At 72.9% G+C, this 16,647-nt stretch carries 17 protein-coding genes and 3 pseudogenes; 7 read left to right on the top strand and 13 right to left on the bottom strand.

The genetic code is table 11. The features are described 5' to 3' along the window. Positions 1-19: 19 nt before the first annotated feature. Positions 20-961: a DMT family transporter gene (locus tag D6270_RS19460; RefSeq protein WP_204117086.1), complete on the bottom strand. Its 942-nt coding sequence runs from the start codon at positions 959-961 to the stop codon at positions 20-22. Positions 962-980: 19 nt separating this feature from the next. Between D6270_RS19460 and D6270_RS19465 the strand changes: the two genes are divergently transcribed. Both D6270_RS19465 and D6270_RS19475 read left to right on the top strand, forming a co-directional pair. Then, entirely contained in the window at positions 981-1,568 is a 588-nt protein-coding gene (locus D6270_RS19465; protein WP_109164284.1) for a MarR family winged helix-turn-helix transcriptional regulator, read from the top strand. A gap of 682 nt (positions 1,569-2,250) precedes the next feature. Then, positions 2,251-2,892: a TetR/AcrR family transcriptional regulator gene (locus tag D6270_RS19475; protein ID WP_109164283.1), complete on the top strand. Its 642-nt coding sequence runs from the start codon at positions 2,251-2,253 to the stop codon at positions 2,890-2,892. A gap of 21 nt (positions 2,893-2,913) precedes the next feature. On the opposite strand, the pseudogene D6270_RS19480 reads toward D6270_RS19475, so the two are convergent. Beyond that, positions 2,914-3,210: pseudogene (locus D6270_RS19480) on the bottom strand (HAD family hydrolase); the annotation flags it as partial. Positions 3,211-3,464: 254 nt separating this feature from the next. On the opposite strand from D6270_RS19480, the gene D6270_RS19485 reads away from it, so the two are divergent. Further along, positions 3,465-4,181 (top strand): N-acyl homoserine lactonase family protein, encoded by a 717-nt coding sequence (locus tag D6270_RS19485; protein WP_225977070.1) that lies wholly within the window; start codon positions 3,465-3,467, stop codon positions 4,179-4,181. Here D6270_RS19485 and D6270_RS19490 read toward each other — a convergent pair. Beyond that, the gene (locus D6270_RS19490; RefSeq protein WP_109164282.1) at positions 4,165-4,884 is read right to left on the bottom strand and encodes a GDSL-type esterase/lipase family protein; all 720 of its coding nucleotides are present in this window, start codon (positions 4,882-4,884) and stop codon (positions 4,165-4,167) included. The genes D6270_RS19485 and D6270_RS19490 overlap by 17 nt on opposite strands. Positions 4,885-5,059: 175 nt before the next feature. On the opposite strand from D6270_RS19490, the gene D6270_RS19495 reads away from it, so the two are divergent. After that, positions 5,060-6,088, top strand: coding sequence for an SdiA-regulated/phytase-like domain-containing protein (locus tag D6270_RS19495; protein WP_109164281.1), 1,029 nt, complete (start codon positions 5,060-5,062; stop codon positions 6,086-6,088). Between the two features lie 24 nt (positions 6,089-6,112). Here the strand turns inward: D6270_RS19495 and D6270_RS19500 are convergent, their stop codons facing one another. Beyond that, the gene (locus D6270_RS19500) at positions 6,113-6,514 is read right to left on the bottom strand and encodes a PPOX class F420-dependent oxidoreductase (protein ID WP_109164280.1); all 402 of its coding nucleotides are present in this window, start codon (positions 6,512-6,514) and stop codon (positions 6,113-6,115) included. A 31-nt stretch (positions 6,515-6,545) separates the two neighbouring features. After that, a complete protein-coding gene (locus D6270_RS19505) occupies positions 6,546-7,517 on the bottom strand; it encodes a TetR/AcrR family transcriptional regulator (protein ID WP_109164279.1) in 972 nt (323 codons plus the stop codon). 134 nt (positions 7,518-7,651) lie between these two features. Between D6270_RS19505 and D6270_RS19510 the strand changes: the two are divergent. The 3 genes and pseudogenes from D6270_RS19510 to D6270_RS19520 form a co-directional block, all read left to right on the top strand. Continuing rightward, positions 7,652-7,915 (top strand): annotated as a pseudogene (locus D6270_RS19510) (ABC transporter permease); the annotation flags it as partial. Positions 7,916-7,997: 82 nt separating this feature from the next. Further along, positions 7,998-8,707: pseudogene (locus D6270_RS19515) on the top strand (class I SAM-dependent methyltransferase). 22 nt (positions 8,708-8,729) lie between these two features. Further along, a complete protein-coding gene (locus D6270_RS19520) occupies positions 8,730-9,143 on the top strand; it encodes a DUF4259 domain-containing protein (protein WP_109164277.1) in 414 nt (137 codons plus the stop codon). A gap of 13 nt (positions 9,144-9,156) precedes the next feature. On the opposite strand, the gene D6270_RS19525 is transcribed toward D6270_RS19520, so the two are convergent. From D6270_RS19525 to D6270_RS19565, 8 genes are all read right to left on the bottom strand, one after another. Next, positions 9,157-9,681 (bottom strand): DinB family protein, encoded by a 525-nt coding sequence (locus tag D6270_RS19525; protein ID WP_109164276.1) that lies wholly within the window; start codon positions 9,679-9,681, stop codon positions 9,157-9,159. Positions 9,682-9,891: 210 nt separating this feature from the next. Further along, the gene (gene serC, locus D6270_RS19535; protein WP_109164275.1) at positions 9,892-11,010 is read right to left on the bottom strand and encodes a phosphoserine transaminase; all 1,119 of its coding nucleotides are present in this window, start codon (positions 11,008-11,010) and stop codon (positions 9,892-9,894) included. 96 nt (positions 11,011-11,106) lie between these two features. After that, entirely contained in the window at positions 11,107-12,336 is a 1,230-nt protein-coding gene (locus D6270_RS19540) for a cytochrome P450 family protein (protein ID WP_109164274.1), read from the bottom strand. Next, complete coding sequence (locus D6270_RS19545) at positions 12,333-13,595, bottom strand: cytochrome P450 (RefSeq protein WP_109164273.1); 1,263 nt, start codon at positions 13,593-13,595, stop codon at positions 12,333-12,335. The genes D6270_RS19540 and D6270_RS19545 overlap by 4 nt, the downstream gene beginning before the upstream one ends. Next, the gene (locus D6270_RS19550) at positions 13,592-14,239 is read right to left on the bottom strand and encodes a GTP-binding protein (RefSeq protein WP_109164272.1); all 648 of its coding nucleotides are present in this window, start codon (positions 14,237-14,239) and stop codon (positions 13,592-13,594) included. Before D6270_RS19550 ends, D6270_RS19545 begins: the two co-directional genes overlap by 4 nt. Beyond that, positions 14,220-14,591, bottom strand: coding sequence for a DUF742 domain-containing protein (locus D6270_RS19555; protein WP_109164271.1), 372 nt, complete (start codon positions 14,589-14,591; stop codon positions 14,220-14,222). The genes D6270_RS19550 and D6270_RS19555 overlap by 20 nt, the downstream gene beginning before the upstream one ends. After that, positions 14,588-15,010 (bottom strand): roadblock/LC7 domain-containing protein, encoded by a 423-nt coding sequence (locus D6270_RS19560; RefSeq protein WP_109164270.1) that lies wholly within the window; start codon positions 15,008-15,010, stop codon positions 14,588-14,590. The genes D6270_RS19555 and D6270_RS19560 overlap by 4 nt, the downstream gene beginning before the upstream one ends. Continuing rightward, the gene (locus D6270_RS19565) at positions 15,007-16,551 is read right to left on the bottom strand and encodes a sensor histidine kinase (protein WP_109164269.1); all 1,545 of its coding nucleotides are present in this window, start codon (positions 16,549-16,551) and stop codon (positions 15,007-15,009) included. Before D6270_RS19565 ends, D6270_RS19560 begins: the two co-directional genes overlap by 4 nt. Positions 16,552-16,647: the final 96 nt, after the last annotated feature.

The following is a 16,647-nucleotide window of genomic DNA, read 5'->3' on the forward strand; positions in this document are numbered from 1 at the left end:
TGGGTGGGCCGGGCGGTCGTCACGGTGAGCGGTGGGTGTGGGAGGGGTGCTCGGAGGGGGTCGGGGGCCCGGGTGGTTCGGAGGGTTCGGGGGCCTCGGGTGGTGGTGCGGGGGTGCGGGCGGCGCGCTGGCCGAGCACGACGCCGCACAGCGTGAGCACCAGGCCGACGACCTGTCGGCCGGACAGGCTCTCCCCGGCGAGCAGAAGCCCCAGCAGCACGCCCGTCACGGGGTTGAGCAGTCCCAGCAGCCCGACCGTCCCCGCCGGCAGGTGCTTCAGCCCCAGGAACCAGGCGGCGAAGGCGACGGCGGTCGCCACCACGGCCAGGTAGGCGAAACCGAGGAGCGCGGGGCCGTCGAGGGCGGGCGGCGCGCCCTCCACCAGGGCCGCGGCCGGCACGAGCAGCAGCCCGCCGCCGAGCAACTGCCAGCTGGTGGCGGCGAGTACGTCCACCTCGCCGCTCCACCGCTTGGCCAGGACGTAGCCGTACGAGGACATCGCCATCGCCCCGACGGAGGCGAGCACCCCGATCGCGTCCACCGAACCGGCGGCCGTGAACACCATCAGGCAGACGCCGCCGACGCCGGTCAGGGCACCGGCGAGGTGCTTCCGGCCGGGCCGCTCACCGACCAGCGGCCAGGCGAGCATCATCATGAACAGCGGTGCGAGGGCCATGATGATCGACGCCAGGCTGGTGGGGAGGCGCTGCGCCGCCACGTAGACGAGGGCGAAGAAGCCGCTCATGTTCAGCGCGCCGAGCACCAGGGACTTCCACCACCAACTCCCCTGCGGCAGCTTCCGGCAGAGGGCCAGGAGGAGGAGCCCGGCGGGAACCGCCCGGAAGGCGGCGCCGTACAGGGGGTGGCTCTCGGGCAGATACTCGCGCGTGACGAAATAGGTCGTGCCCCAGGCCACGGGAGCCACCGCCGTGACCAGCGACCATTTCAGATTACCTTCCATGGAAGCTATTATGCCTTCCATGGAAGGTAATTTCTGGGATGCGGCTCCGGAAGACGCGGAACCCGACCACGTGGACCGCATCCAGGCAGAGTGGGCGCGGGAGCGCCCGGACGTGGACGTCTCCCCGCAGGCCGTCATCGGCCGCCTGCACCGCCTGGGCCACCTCCTGACCGCCCGTCTCGACGTGGTCTACGCCGCCCACGGCCTGTCGGAGGGCGAGTTCGACGTCCTGGCCACACTGCGCCGGGCCGGGGCACCCTTCGAGCGGGCACCGGGCGCGCTGGCCGCGCACACGATGGTCACCACGGGCGCGATGACCAAACGGATCGACCGCCTCCAGCGTGCCGGCCTGGTGACCCGGCGCCGTTCGGCGGCGGACGGCCGGGGGCGGGTGGTCGCGCTCACCCCGGCGGGCCGGTCGCTGATCGACCGGGCGTTCACCGAGCACATGCACAACGAGCGGAACCTGCTGGACGCGCTGGAGCCGGAGGAGGCGGCGCAGTTGGAGCGACTGCTGACCGTGTGGCTCGGACGGGTGGAGTCGCCGGGCGGGCCCGCTACGCCTCCCCGAACACCCGGCGCGCCAGCTCCGCGCGGAGCCGGGTGAGGTGATCGATCCCGGCGTCGAGGGTGGCCAGGCGGCGGCCGACGCCCCCCGCACCGGGGCCCGCCGGGGCGTCGGGGGGACCCGCACCGGGGCGGCGGGCCCTCGGTGAGGAGGTGGAGGCGACCGGCCAGGGACAAAGGTCCCCGAACCGTTCGGTCCACTCCTCCTCGATGCCGGGGGCGCACCGCTGTGACGGCGCGGCGAGAGGCCCTGCACGACGATGCGGAACGGGTCGGTCCACACCGGCGCGCTGCCTCCCGCCCGCCGTGCCGACATCTGCCCGGACAACGCCCCGACCAAGGCCGAGCGCGCCCCCTGCCGGGTCGCGCCGACGGCCGCCGCCGGCTGTTCACCGCCGACGGTGTCCACGAGGACGTCGATGCCGTCGGGCGCGGCTTCGGTGAGCCGGGCGGCGGGCGGCGCGCGCACGCGGGAAGGGTAGGGGCGGCGGGTGCGGTGACGCCGACCCTTGACCCGTGGGTCAGGGTCAAGCGCGGCCCGGAAGAGGCGGTGGAGGTACCCGGCGGTGAATCGTGCGGCGAAGAAGCGTTTCGGCTTGACAGCGTTGCGCTGTACGGGTGTGGCGCGGCACTCCGGCGGCCCTCGGGGCGAGCACAATGGGGCGGCGGTTCGTGAAGAGGTGCCGAGGCCCTCTCCCGCACCTTGCGCTGAAGGAGGACCGGTGGCTGATGGCTGGGCGGTTCAGCGGACAGGGCCCGGTGACCAGGCCCGTACCCAGGCGAGGGAACAACTGCTGGACGCCGCACGGGAGCTGTACGGAGTCGTCGGCTACCGGGAGACCTCCGAGGCGGACCTGTGCGAGGCGGCCGGGGTCACCCCCGAGGCGCTCCGGCAGGAGTACGGGACACGAGAGGGCCTGCTCATCGCCCTGCACAACCGCGTCACCACCATCGGCCTCCGGGCCGCGGAGGCGGCCCTGCTCTCCGAGGGGATCGACGAGTGCGGGATCGGGGAGAGGGTCCGGCGCCTCTTCGACGCGTACGTGGAGGCCGTCACCCGGGACCCGCGCGAGGCCCGGGTGACCTTCGTCGAGGTGCTGGGCGTCAGCGCGGTGGTGGACGAGCACTGCAAGCTCTGGCGGGCGTTGTGGACCGAGTTCCTCACGGGGGAGGCCGAGCGGGCGGTGGAACGGGGCGAGGCGGAGGACCGGGACCACCGCGTGGACGTCATGGTGATGGTCGGCACGGTCCACGAACTGATGGCCCACCACACCCGCCGCTCCCGCCGGGCCCGCCCGGAGGAGGTCTCCGGCGAGCTGACGCAGCTGGCACTGACGATGCTGGGGTCGCAGAGGGTGGGGTGAGGGGGAGGAGACACAAGGCGGTCACCGGCCGGCGACGAGGCCGGGCAGGGCGCGCATGTCGTCGACGACGGTGCCGGGGCCTTCGAGAGGGTGCGGGGGAGCCATGCCTCCCCCGTGGGCGAAGGCGCGCATCCCGCCGGTCCGGGCAGCCTGAAGACCGTACCGGCTGTCCTCGACCACGGCGCACACCCCGACCACGGCGCACACTTCGCGCGCGACGTCCATCCACCGCGCCGCGTGGAGGAACAGACCAGGCGCGGGATTGCCGTGCTTCACCTCGGTGGCGCTGAAGACGCGGCCGTCGAAGCGCGGGTGGATGCGCCGGTCTCGGTGCGGCCACTCCGGCTCTGCTGTCGGCAGAGCGCCCCGACACCGACCCGCCCAGCTGCCAGGCTGGCTGCATGACGCAGCAGCGTACGAACGAGACCGGGGGCGGTGCCGGGACCCGGGCCGTGACCGGCAGCGAAGCCGGGCCCATGGCCGTGACCGGGAGGGAAGCCGGGACCCCGGCCGTGACCCGGAGGGAAGCCGGGCCCGGGGCCCGGGCCGTGACCGAGACCGCTGCCGTCACCGTGCATCGCCTCGATCTCGGCTTCTTCGTGCGGCCCGCAGTCGAGGCCGGTGGGCCGCACCCCCGAGTCGAACCGGTGCTCGCCTACCTGGTGGAGCATCAGCGCGGACGGCTCCTCTTCGACACGGGCATCGGCGCCGGGGACCCGGGGGCCGACGCGCACTACCGGCCCCGGCGACGGCCGTTGCAGGCTGCACTGGCCGCCGTGGGTACGGCACTTGAGGACGTGAGCGTCGTCGTCAACTGCCACCTCCACTTCGATCACATCGGTGGCAACCCCCTGCTGGCGGGCGTGCCCGTGTTCGTGCAGGAGACCGAGCTGGCGGCCGCGCGCAGGGGCGGGTACACCATCGACGCCCTCGTCGACTTTCCCGGTGCCCGCTACGAGGAGCTGTCCGGCGAGGCCGAGATCTGGCCCGGGGTCTGGATCGTGCCGACCCCCGGGCACACCGATGGCCACCAGTCGCTCGTCGTCCGGCAGGGGGACGGGGCGGACGGGACGGTCGTCGTGCTCGCCGGGCAGGCCCACGACTTCGCCTCGCACCACGCCTCCCACGAACTCGCCCGCCGTGCCGTACGCGACGGGGTGGCGGAGCCGCTTCCGCCCTACCCGCCCTGGATGGACCGGCTGGCCGCGTTCGATCCGGGGCGGGTGTTCTTCGCGCACGACTGCTCGGTGTGGGAACCGGCGTCGGGGCGGGTCAGCCCTCCGCGGTGACCGGGCCGCCGACGAGCGTCGGCCGGCGCGCGTACCGCCCGCCCAGACCCCACGCCTGGTGCATCGCGTCGGCGAAGGCGGCCGCGAGGAGGTGTTCGCCGGTCGGGCCCGGGTGGGTGCCGTCGTAGGTGTCCGTGTGGATGTCGTAGCCCGGCGGGCGCGAGGCCAGGAGGAGCGGGGAGGCCGGGGTGCCGAGGTCCGCCACGGCCTTGGCCAGGAGCTCGTTGAAGCGGGCGCAGGAGGCGGCGAAGGGGGCGTCCGAGTCGGCCCGGACGTTGGGTATCACCGGGAGCAGCACCATCCGGATGTGCGGGTTGGCCGTGCGGGCCGCCTCGATGAAGGCGCGGGCGTTGGCCGCCGTCTGCTCGGCGTCCGTGTAGAACCCGAGGTCTATCAGGCCCAGCGAGACCAGCAGCACGTCCGCCTCCGCCTCGCGCACCGCGTCCGCGATCGCCGGGGCCATGTGCAGCCACCCCTCGCCCCAGCCCGCCAGGTGCCTGCGCGCGTCGGGCGGGAAGGACGGGTCGGCGTACGCGTGGGAGAGCGGGGCGTTCGCCTCGGGGTCGTACAGCGTCGTGCGCGGGCCGACGATCTCGTACGGAGTCGGGCAGACCGCCTCAAGGTGCTGCCACAGGCGGTAGCGCCAGGTGAAGTCGCCGGTGGCGCCGATGGTCATGGAGTCGCCGACCGGGAGAAAACGCATGGCGTCATCATGGCCGATCACGGCTGTGGCCTGCGACGTGACGATGGACACGGTGGGGTGGGCGGCGGTGGGCCCCGAGCTGGACGGGGGTGGGCCCTTCAGCAGCCGGGCCCGGGGCCGGGGGCGCGGACCGGGCCGGGCCGTGGACGGGGCCGCGACCGTGGACACTTGGGCCATGCGTCCGTATCCGAGCCGTCCGGCAGGTCTCGCCGTTCCCGCCGCAGCCCTGCTGCTCCTCCTGGGGGCCGCCTGCCCCGCCGTCGCCGCCGACGGGGAGCCCGACCGTGACTTCACCATCGAGGACCCCCGTATCACCGAGTCCAGCGGCCTCGCCGCAAGCCGTCTGCACCCCGGCGTCTACTGGACGCACAACGACAGCGACGACGGCCCCTACGTCTTCGCCGTCGACTCCCGCACCGGGAAGACCGTCGCGACCATCACCATGCGGGGCATCGGTGAGCCGCGTGATGTGGAGGGCATCTCGATCGGGCCCGACGGGGACATCTACGTCGGTGACATCGGGGACAACCTGGACGGGACCTGGTCCCACGTCTGGATCTACCGCTTTCCCGAGCCCAAGACCCTGCGCGACGCCACCGTCACCGCCGTCCAGTACGACGTGAAGTACGCCGACGGGGCCCGCAACGCCGAGTCGCTGATGGTCCACCCCAAGACCGGGCGCGTCTACATCGCGTCCAAGAACGAGGACGGCGGCGGGCTCTACGAAGGGCCCGCCGAGCTCACCACCGGGTCCGTCAACACCTTCCGGCGGGTCGGCGAGGTGCCGTGGGTGACGGACGGGGCCTTCTCGCCCGACGGGGGATCGCTGGTGCTGCGTTCGTACTTCAGCGCCCGGGTGTACGAGTTCCGGGACGGCCGCCTCGGGGAGAGCCGGTCGGTCGCCGCGCCCTTCCAGCGGCAGGCGGAGTCGGTGACGTACACGGCGGACGGCTCGGCCCTGATGTTCGGCTCCGAGGGTGTGCGCAGCGGTGTCGTGCGCGTGGAGGTCGAGGGGGGCGGGAAGCCGGCGGGGGGCGGTACGGAGAAGGGGAAGCCCTCGGGGAGCGGGAGTGGGAGCCCGGCCCACGGGGCGGGTGAAGGCGAGGACGGTGACGGCAAGGGCAGCGTCGGGCTCGGTGCGGTGATCATCGTGGGGGCGGGGGCCCTGTGGTTCGCGCTGCGGCGGAAGCGGGGGCAGGGGTGAGGCTCACGGGTGCCGTGGACGGCCTCAGTCGCCGTTCGTCATCGGCCACACCTCGTAGTGCAGCGTCCTGTCCCGCTTCAGCCGGTGCACCAGCGGGACGAGCACGCCCTGCACGACCGGGTACTTCCGCGACAGCATCCGCGCCGCGTGCGTGTTCTCCTCCGTGCCGGGCCGCAGCAGCCGTGCGTGGGCGCTGATCTGGGGTCCCGTGGGTCTGCCCCGGACCGTGCAGGGGGCGAGTTCCACCTTCGGGTGGTTCCGCATCCGCTCCACCTTCCAGGCGGAGGAGAACGTACGGATGAAGGCGTGATCGCCCTCGACGGCGATGTTGACGGGGGTGCCGACGGGGGTGCCGTCCTGCCGGCGGGTGCTCAGCAGGACGGCGTACTGCTTCACGAAGGGGGCTAGCTCCCGGCTGGCGTCCATCTACCCATTGGGGCATGGGCAGGGCGTGTTGTCATGTCCGGTCCGCGGCGGGGACCGGGGCCACCTCCGCCGGGTTCGCCGCCGGGGCCGCCGTCCGCTCCGCCACCAAGGCCTCGAAACCGGCGATCAGCCGGTCCAGCCCGAACGTGAAGTGGTCGAAGCCGGCGCTGAAGGTGTCCTCCGACATCCCCGCCATCACCGGGTACCCACCGCTGAGCATGGCCCGCTCCAGGTAGGGGCGCTGGCTCGCCCAGAACTCCTCGTCGCTCAGCCCGGTCTGCGCCACCGCCTCCGCCGCGTCGGCCTGGGTGCGGGCGAGGCCCTCGACGAAGCTGTTGACCGTGATGATCACGCCGATCAGCTCGGGGTCGCGCAGCCCCATGGACCGCAGCGCGGTGAGGGCGAGCTCCAGGCCGCGCAGGGCGCTGGGGCCGAGCACCGTACGGGCCTGGTTGATCTTCAGCAGCCAGGGGTGGCGGCGCAGGTTCTCCAGGTAGGTCCGGGCCATGGTGTCGATCGCCACCCGCCAGTCGCCGGGGGCGCTGTCCCGGTGGCCGGGTCCGCCGTCCCGTTCGCCGGAAGCGCTGCCTCCGGTCTCGGAGCCGCTGCCTCCGGTCTCGGAGCCGCTGCCTCCGGTCTCGGAGCCGCCGGCCGGACCCTGGGGGGCGCCGACCGCCCCCTCACGTGCGGCGGGCAGGGGCTCGCCCAGCACCCGGTCCAGCATCAGGTCCAGGAGTTCGGCCTTGCCGGGGACGTACCGGTAGAGCGACATCGTGCCCGTGCCGAGCTCGGTGGAGAGCCGGCGCATGGAGACGGCGGAGAGCCCTTCCGCGTCCGCGACGGCGACGGCGGCCGTGACGATCCGGTCCAGCGTGAGGCCCGGTTTGGGGCCCCGGCTGGGGCGGTCCCCGGTGCCCCACAGGAGTTCCAGGCTGCGGGCGATGTCGCCGCTCCCGGTCGTGGTGCCGTCCGTCGCCGCCGCAGTCGATCCGTCTTTCGCCATGGGGGCAGCGTAGTGCGCCGGAGGGAATGTGGGTACGCCGTACTCGTATCTAGGTACACCGTACTCAGTTTGGGATGCGGTGTACTCGATTCGCTATCGGGCCCGTCGGGGAAGCCCGGAGCGGACCGGAGAAGCAGGGGGTCGTCGACCGCTTCCGGTCCATGCCGATGGCCCCCTCCGCCTTCGCCTCCGGACGCGGGGTGGCCGACCTGGTGGTCGCCGTCGCCGAGCTGGCGATCCTGGCCGCCACGGCGCTGCTGATCGGCTGGCGCGCGGGTGGCGGGGCAGCCGCGGCGGCGGGTGCGTTCGGGCTGCTCATGGCGGTGGTGTGGCCGCTGGTGATCACGCTGGTCTTCCTGCCGTTGGCGGTACGGAGGTTCCGGCGGCTGAGTCGGTGAGGGGAGAGCCGGAGGTCCTGAGGTCCCCTGGTCCGGGAAGCCCTGACGTCCCCGTGACAGGAACGCCCTAGAGTCCCTCCCCATGACCGAACCCGCCTTCCTCCGCGCCACCCGCACCTCCTACGACACCCTCGCCCCCGACTACGCCGCCTTCTCCCGCGAGGAGTTGGCGGCGAAGCCGGTGGAGCGGTCCGTGCTCGCCGCCTTCGCCGAGCTGGCCGCCGCCGACGGAGGCGGGCTCCCCGTCGCCGATGTGGGGTGCGGGACCGGCCGGGTGACGGGGCATCTGCACGGACTCGGCCGGGGACTCGACGTGTTCGGGATCGACCTCGCGCCCCGGATGCTGGCCGTGGCGCGGGAGGAGCACCCGGGGCTGCGCTTCGAGGAGGGGTCCATGCTCGGCCTCGATCTGCCGGACGGGTCGCTCGGCGGGCTGCTCGCCTGGTACTCCACCATCCACGTCCCGGACGAGGACCTGCCGCGCGCCTTCGCCGAGTTCCACCGCGTCCTGGCCCGGGCGCCCCGGTACAGCTCGGCTTCCAGGTCGGCGACGAGCCGTTGCGGATGAGTGAGGCCTGGGGCCATGAGATCTCGCTGGTCTTCCACCGGCGGCAGCCGGAGCGGATGGCCGCACTGCTGGGGGCGGCGGGCCTGGAGGTGCGGGCCGTGCTGCGGAAGGAGCGGGAGACGGAGGGGCCGTTCCCGGAGCGGGCGCCGCAGGGGTTCGTGCTGGCGCGGAGGCCGGTTGTCAGTGGTGGCTGTGAGGATGGGGACACCGACGCAGAACGCTGAGGCAGAGACAGAGGGGGACCCCATGGGCGCCTGGGACATCGGGCACTTCGACAACGACACCGCGGCCGACTTCGGCGGGCGGGTGGACGACGCCGAGCCGGAGAAGAAGGCGGATGTGCTCCGGGCCGTCCTGACCGCCGCCGCCGGCACCGCCCCGCAGGACTATCTCGACAGCGGCGAGGAGGCGGTGGCGGCCGCCGCCCTGGTCGCCGCCCAGTGCCCCGGCGGGGAGCCCGTCACCACCGCGTACGGCCCCAAGGACCCGCTGCCCCCGCTCCCGGCCGACCTGCGCCCGCTGGCGGTCCGCGCCCTGGACCGGGCGGCGGCGGCGAACGCGGAGCCGCTGGACCTGTGGGCCGAGGCCGGGGCGGAGGCGGAGTGGCTGGCGGGGATAGCAGCCCTGCGCGCGGTGCTGGCGGCGGCGCCGGGGGAGTGAGGGCCGGGCTCGGTCAGTCGGCGCCCGGGTAGGTGCCCACCGCGCCGTCGATCAGCTCCCGCGCGATGTCCATGTGCCCGGCGTGCCGCACGGTGTCCTCCAGCATGTGGATGAGCACCCACCGCATCGACACGACCCGCCCGTCCCAGACGGTGCCCGTCGTCTCCAGATCCGTCTTCCGGATCGAGGCGTCGGCGGCCGCGCGGGCGCGGGCGTAGAAGGCGAGGAGGTCGGCGGTCGTCTCATCGGGGCCGGCCGCCATGTCCTCGGTCACCGGGTCGAACCAGAACGGTTCGGTCGCCTGGCCGAACGGCGAGCAGAACCAGCCGTATTCGACGGTCGCGAGGTGCTTGACCAGGCCCAGCAGATTCGTCCCGGTGGGGGTCATCGGACGGCGCAGCTGCTCGTCGTCCAGCCCTTCGAGCTTCCACAGCACCACGTCCCGGTGCCGGTCGAGGCTGGTGTGGAGGCTTTCCTTCTCGCCTCCGGTGTACGGGACATGGGAGGCGGGGGTGGCGGGAGGTACGGGGGAGCTCATGGGCGGCACCCTAGTGGCGCACCCCGGCCCTTCCCCGCGTCCGGCCCGCCCTCAGCGTTTCGGGCGGCCCGCCCGCACCCGCTCGGTGACATCGGGGGTGACCTCGGCACCGATGGAGGCGGGTGCCACCCGGTCGCGTGAAGCAGAGACGGCCCGGCACCCCACGCGGGTGCCGGGCCGTCTCCGTACGGCCGTGGGAGAAGCGAAGAGCTACAGCTTCTCGATCACGTAGTCGACGCACGCCGTCAGCGCCTGCACGTCCGCCGGGTCGATCGCCGGGAACATCGCCACGCGCAGCTGGTTGCGGCCCAGCTTGCGGTAGGGCTCGGTGTCCACGATGCCGTTGGCGCGGAGCACCTTGGCGACGGCCGCCGCGTCGATCTCGTCCGCGAAGTCGATCGTGCCGATGACCTGCGAGCGCTTCGCCGGGTCCGTGACGAACGGGGTCGCGTACTTGGACTCGTCGGCCCAGCCGTAGAGGTGGCCCGAGGACGCGGCCGTGCGGCCCGTCGTGAAGTCCAGGCCGCCCTGGGTGTTCATCCACTTCAGCTGCTCGTTCAGCAGGAAGAGGGTGGCCAGTGCCGGGGTGTTGTACGTCTGGTTCTTCAGGGAGTTGTCGATCGCCGTCGGGAGCGAGAAGAACTCCGGGATGTGCCGGCCCGAGGCGTGGACGCGGGCGGCGCGCTCCAGCGCGGCCGGGGAGAACACGCCGATCCACAGGCCGCCGTCGGAGGCGAAGGACTTCTGCGGGGCGAAGTAGTAGACGTCGGACTCGGTGATGTCGACCGGGAGGCCGCCCGCACCGGAGGTGGCGTCCACCAGGACCAGGGAGCCCTCGTCGGCGCCCGCGACGCGCTTGACCGGCGCCGCGACACCCGTCGACGTCTCGTTGTGGGTGAAGGCGTAGACGTCGACGCCCGCCTCGGCCCGCGGGTCCGGGTGGGTGCCCGGGTCGGAGGCGATCACGGTGGGGTCGGCCAGCCAGGGCGCGAGCTTGGAGGCCTTGGCGAACTTGGAGGAGAACTCACCGAAGTTCAGGTGCTGGGACTTCGACTCGATCAGACCGTGCGTCGCGATGTCCCAGAAGGCGGTGGAGCCGCCGTTGCCGAGGATGACCTCGTAACCCTCGGGGAGGGAGAAGAGGCTGCGTACACCGTCGCGCACCTCGCCGACCAGGTTCTTGACCGGGGCCTGGCGGTGGGACGTACCGAGGAGAGAGGTGCCGGTGGCGGCCAGCGCGTCGAGCGCCTCCGTCCGCACCTTGGAAGGACCGGCGCCGAAGCGTCCGTCGGCGGGCTTGATGTCAGCGGGAATCTGGATGTCGGCCACGAGTCGGAGCGTAGCCCCTCGGTGGCACGGCTCAGCAACCGTGTCCGTCCGGTGAGACGCGCACTCCGACCCGTGGACGTACGTCTGCGAGGGAATCTACGCGTCGTGGCCGAACGGGCAGCCCAGCTCCACCGGCAGCTCGTACAGGTCGTTCTGCGTCACGATCGGTTTGTTGCGCAGCTCGGCGGCCGGGAGCGCCAGCTCCAGCTCCGGGAACCGCTCGTACAGCGCCGGGAGCGCGATGCCCGCCTCCAGGCGGGACAGGGCCGCGCCGGGGCAGATGTGCGGGCCGTGGCCGAAGGCGATGTGGCGGTTCGGGGTGCGGGTGGCGTCGAACTCGCCCGCCGTCGGGCCGTACTGCTCCTCGTCCCGGCCCAGTGCGCCGAACGAGATGATCAGGCCCTCGCCCTTCGGCAGCACCTTGTCGCCCACCTCGATGTCCTCCGTGGCGAAGCGGATCAGGACGTGGGAGGTCGGGGTGTTCCAGCGCAGCGTCTCCTCGATCACGCCGTCCCACGGGATCTCGCCGTTGAGGACCTGCTTGCGCTGCTCCGGGTGGGTCTGGAGCGCCTCCACCACGTTGACGATCAGGCTGATCGTGGTCTCATGTCCGGCGGCGATGATCAGTTGCAGCGTGTTGACGATCTCCTCGTCGGTGAGGTGGTCGCCGTTCTCCGAGGCCGCGATCAGGGCGCTCGTCAGGTCGTCGCCGGGGTTCGTCCGCTTGTCGTTGACGATCTTCGTGAAGAGGGCGCCCAGGTCCGCCATCATCTGCGGGACCTCCTCCGGCGGCGTCTGTGTCGAGAAGAACTTCTCGAACAGCTCCTTGAGGCGCGGGTGGTCCGCCGCGTCCACGCCCATCAGCTCGCTGATCACGTTCATCGGGAGCGGGTAGGCGAACTCCGCCTTCAGGTCCACCGGCTGCCCGGCCGGGAGCGCGGCCAGCTTCTCCAGGCTCGCGTGCGTCAGCGCCTCGATGCCTGCCCGCAGCCGTTCCACCCGCTTCACCGTGAGCGCCTGCGCCACCAGCGTACGGAGCCGGCGGTGGTCGGCCCCGTCGACCGTCAGCATGGAGCGGCCCGGGTTGGCCAGGCCGATCAGCGGCCAGTCCATCGGTATCTCGCCCCGCTGCCAGGCGTTCCAGACGTTGATGTCCTTGACCACCCGGCTGTCGGTGAGCAGCGCGCGGGCCTCCGCGTGGCGGGTGACCGCGTAGACGTGCACCCCGCCCGGCAGCTCCACCTCGGCCAGTGGACCGGCCGCCCGCAGCGCGGCGCCCTCGCCGTCGAGGTCTCTGACGAAGGGGTCGAGCGCGATGCGGGTCATGCGGGGCCTCCGAGGCTTCCGGGTCTGCCGAGGGCGGGCGTGGGTGTGAAGATCACCGGCAGGTCCGTCAGACCGCGCAGCCACGGCGAAGGGCGGCGGGTGAGCTGCTCGGCGGGGACGGCGAGGTCCACGTCCGGCAGCCGGTCCAGCAGGACCTCGATGCCGGTACGGGCGATGACCTCGGCGGTCTCCTGGGCCGGGAACGGGCAGCGGTGCTCGCCGTGCCCGAAGGAGAGGAAGGCGTTGTTGCCGCCGGTCAGCGCCGAGCCGTCGGTCCGCACCTGCGGGTCCCCGTTGGCGGCGGCGAGGCCGAGGAGCAGCAGGTCACCGGCGCGGATGTGGCGTCCGCCCAGGTGGGTGTCGCGGGCGGCCCAGCGGCCCGCCACGTTCTGCGTCGGGGTGTCCTCCCAGAGGACCTCGTTCATCGCTTCCGCGACGCTGTGGCGGCCGCCCGAGAGCGAGGCGGCGAACCGGTCGTCGGTGAGCATCAGGCGCAGCGAGTTGCCCATCCAGTCGGCGGTCGGCTGGTGCCCGGCCGCCATCATCACCATGAGGTCCTGGGCGACCTCCTCGTCGGTGAACCCGCCGGGGTCGGCGATCATCCGGGTGGCGACATCGTCGCCGGGCTCCGCGTGCTTGTCGGCCAGCAGCTGGAACATCGAGGTGCCCAGGTGCTGCTGTCCGGCCAGCGCCCGCTCCCGGCCGTCGATCATGTCGTTGATCGCGCCGACCAGGGGGTACGCCTCCTCGTCGGAGAAGCCGTAGATCCTGGCCAGGACCAGGGCGGGGAGCAGCTTGGCGTACTCCGCGATGATGTCGACCGCGCCCCTGGTGCAGAACCGGTCGATCAGCTCGTCCGCGAACTCCTCCGCGTACCGCTTCAGGGAGAACGGGTCGACGCCCTCCAGCGCGTTGCTGATCATCATCGCGCGGACGCTGTGGCGCTCGCCGACCGTGTAGAGGATCGAGGGCTGCTTGCGCCCGATCATCGGCAGCAGCGGCCAGTCGTCGGGGATGCGCTCCCACTGGTTCCACAGCTCGGAGTCCCGGCTGAAGAGGACCGGGTCGCCGGTGACCTGGTGCAGTTCGCGGTAGCCGAGGACGAGCCAGGCGGGCACGTCGCCGTCCAGCACGACCGGGGCGACGGCGCCGTGGTCGCGCCGCATCTCCCGGTAGAGCTGGATGGGGTCGCTCTGGAAGCGGGGCCCGGACAGGGGTACGGACCCGTGGGTGACGGGGCAGCCGGAGGTGGTGGTCACGGGGCGGGCTCCGGGGTCGGGGCGGCCGCCGCGAGCGCCGCCCCGGGGGCGGCGAGCAGGCGGGCCGCGGAGAGCGCGGCGAGGTGCTCCACGAGCGTGATGAGCACGTATTTGCTGGAGGACCGGTCCCGGGCGTCGCACTCCACCAGCGGCACGTCGTCCGCGAGGTCCAGGGCCTCGCGGATCTGCTGCTCGCTGTGGAGCGGGCCGCCGAAGTCGTTGCACGCCACGATGAACGGCGTGCCGTGGTGCTCCAGGCGGTCGATGGCGTACCAGGAGTCGGCGAGCCGGCGGGTGTCCACCAGGACGACCGCGCCGAGCGTGCCGGAGAACAGCCGGTCCCACAGGAACCAGAACCGCTCCTGTCCGGGCGCGCCGAAGAGGTACAGCACCGAGCGTTCGTCGAGGGTGATGCGGCCGAAGTCGAACGCCACGGTGGTGGACGACTTGGCCTGCACGCCGTCGAGGTGGTCGACGGCCTCGCCCGCGCGGGTCATCGTCTCCTCCGTGTTGAGCGGACGGATCTCGCTCACGGATCGGACCATGGTGGTCTTGCCGACCCCGAAGCCGCCGACGACAACGATCTTGAGTCCGTTGTCCGCGGTGTCGCTCAGGGTGGCGCGGTCAGAGGTTGCGGAGTCCAACGAGCACCTGTTCCAGGATGTCGGGGTCGGGGAGCCGGTCCGCGACACGGGCGGTACGGGGGTGGCGGGCGCTGATCCGGCCGGTGTCCAGCAGGTCGCACAGCATGATGCGGACGATGCTGACCGGCAGGCTCAGGTTCGCGGCGATCTCGACGACGGCGGTGGGGCCCAGGCACATCCGCAGGATCGCGACGTGCTCCGACTGCATGCCGGGGGCCGGGTCGCACTCGGCGACGACGAGGGTCACCAGGTCGAAGGCGGCCGAGTCGGAGCGGCTGCGTCCCCCGGTGAGGGTGTACAGCCGGTCCGGATCGTCGTCGCGGCCCGGGCGGGGGCGGGGCGCCGTCGTCATACGGCCGGACTCTCTGCCGCGGGTGTGCGCGGCGGGGCGACGAGGTGTTCGCCGAGCTGTTCGACGAGCTCGCTCATGTTGTGGCCCACCAGGCCCACGTCGGATTCCTCGTCGGCGACGACGGCCAGGTGGGCGCCCGCGCCCGCCTCGACGATGAACAGCACACCGCCGTAGAACTCGGCCATCGCGGAGCGTACGCCGCCGGTGCCGTCACCGAACTCGATGGACGCGCCGTGCGAGAGGCTCTGGATCCCGGCGGAGATCGCGGCCAGCTGGTCGGCCTGGTCGACCGAGAGCTCGGGGGTGCGGCACAGCTTGAGGCCGTCGCGGGACAGGACGAGGGCGTGGCGGGTTCCGGGGGTGCGGTCGAGCAGCCCCTCCAGCAGCCAGTTGAGCTTCTCGTCGGTGGTCGCGGTCATCGGGTGTTGCCTTCCGGGTGCGGGGAGTTGGCACGTACGGCCCGGCTGAAGGTGCTGAAGCGCGCTGCCTGGACCTTCGGGTCGGTGGTACGGGCCCGGGGGGTTTCGGCTCTGCCGGGGGTGGCGTTGCCGGTACGGGACTCTGCGGCGGCCAGGGTGCGGCCGCGGCGGCGCTTGGGCAGGCCGCTCTCGCCGAGCGCGGGCACGGTGCCGGTGGATTCGGACTCCGACTGCGGCGTCGGCTCTCCCGCCGGGGAGGGCGACGAGGAGGTGTCGTCGCCGGCGAGGGACCGGGCCGTGGGCGCGGCGTCGGAGGCGCCGGTGCCCTCGGCGGAGGCGTGGGACGGCTCCGGCTCGGCGGACGCGGAGGCGGCGGTGCCGGCCGGGAGTGCGGCGGCCGGGCCGGGCGACGGAGCGGTCACCCGCGAGATCAGGTCCTGCGGCAGCATCATCAGCGCGCCGGTACCGCCGCGCGCCGAGGGCCGGAAGGAGACCGTCAGTCCGTGCTTGCGGGCCAGCCGGCCGACGACGGCGAGACCGAGCCGGGTGCCGGAGAGGTTGGTGAGGTCCTGGTTCTCGGCCGAGACGGCCTTCTCCGCGCGGCGCAGCTGCACCTCGCTCATGACCAGGCCGCTGTCCTCGACGGTGATGACGATGCCCGCCGGGACCTCCTCCACGTAGACGTGGACCTCGGCGGTGGGCGGCGAGAAGTTGGCCGCGTTGTCGAGGAGTTCGGCGAGCGCGTGCATGACGCCCTCGGCCGCGTGCCCGGCGATCGCGACATCGCTGGTGGAGTGGAGGCGGACGCGCTGGTAGCTGCCGATGCGGCCCATCGCGCCGCGCAGGATCGACTCCATGACGATCGGCTTGGCCCAGCGCCGCCCGGAACGCGCCCCGGTCAGTACGGCGATGGAGTCGGCGAGCCGGCCCGCCTGGGCGGTGCGGTGGTCGAGGTAGAGCAGGTCCCCGAGCACGGACTCGTCGGTGTGCCGGTGCTCCATCTCCCGCAGGTCGGCCAGCATGCTGGTGGCCAGGGCCTGCATGCGCCCGGCCGCGTTGGCGCAGGCCGCGACGGCGGCGGACCGCTCGGTCTCGGCGCGGGTGGCGCGGGCGGTGAGCCGGTCGACGGTGACGGAGAGCCGGGACCGCTCGGTGGCGGCCTCCGCGGCGATCCGCTCGTTCTCGGCGCGGGCCTCGGCGGTGACCCGGGCGGTCTCGGCGGAGGCGGCGGCCTTGATCCTGGCCGTCTCCGCGGTGAAGCGCTGGGCCTCGGCGGCGGAGGCGGAGACCAGGCGCGAGGTCTCGGAGGTGAACCGCTGGCTGTCGGCGGCCCGCAGGGAGCGCAGGGTGCGCGCGGCACCCAGGGTGTGGACGGTGACGGCCACGCAGACGCTCAGCAGCACGGCGGCCGCGCCCGCGCCCCAGGCCAGCGGGGTCCGTACCGAATCGGGGGCCGTGGCCACGGCCCACAGAGTCAGCGTGCCGGTGGCGGCTGCCGAGATCAGCAGGGCGAGTGCGGTGGGCCTGAATGAGGGGCGCAATCGGAGTCCTCGGTGGCGGACGGGGCGGAAGAGGTGAAACCGCGCCGGTCGAATCCGGACAGTTCACCACGGGTACGGGCGATCGTGCACAACTGG

The sequence above is a fragment of the Streptomyces griseus subsp. griseus genome (assembly GCF_003610995.1).
GTDB lineage: Bacteria > Actinomycetota > Actinomycetes > Streptomycetales > Streptomycetaceae > Streptomyces.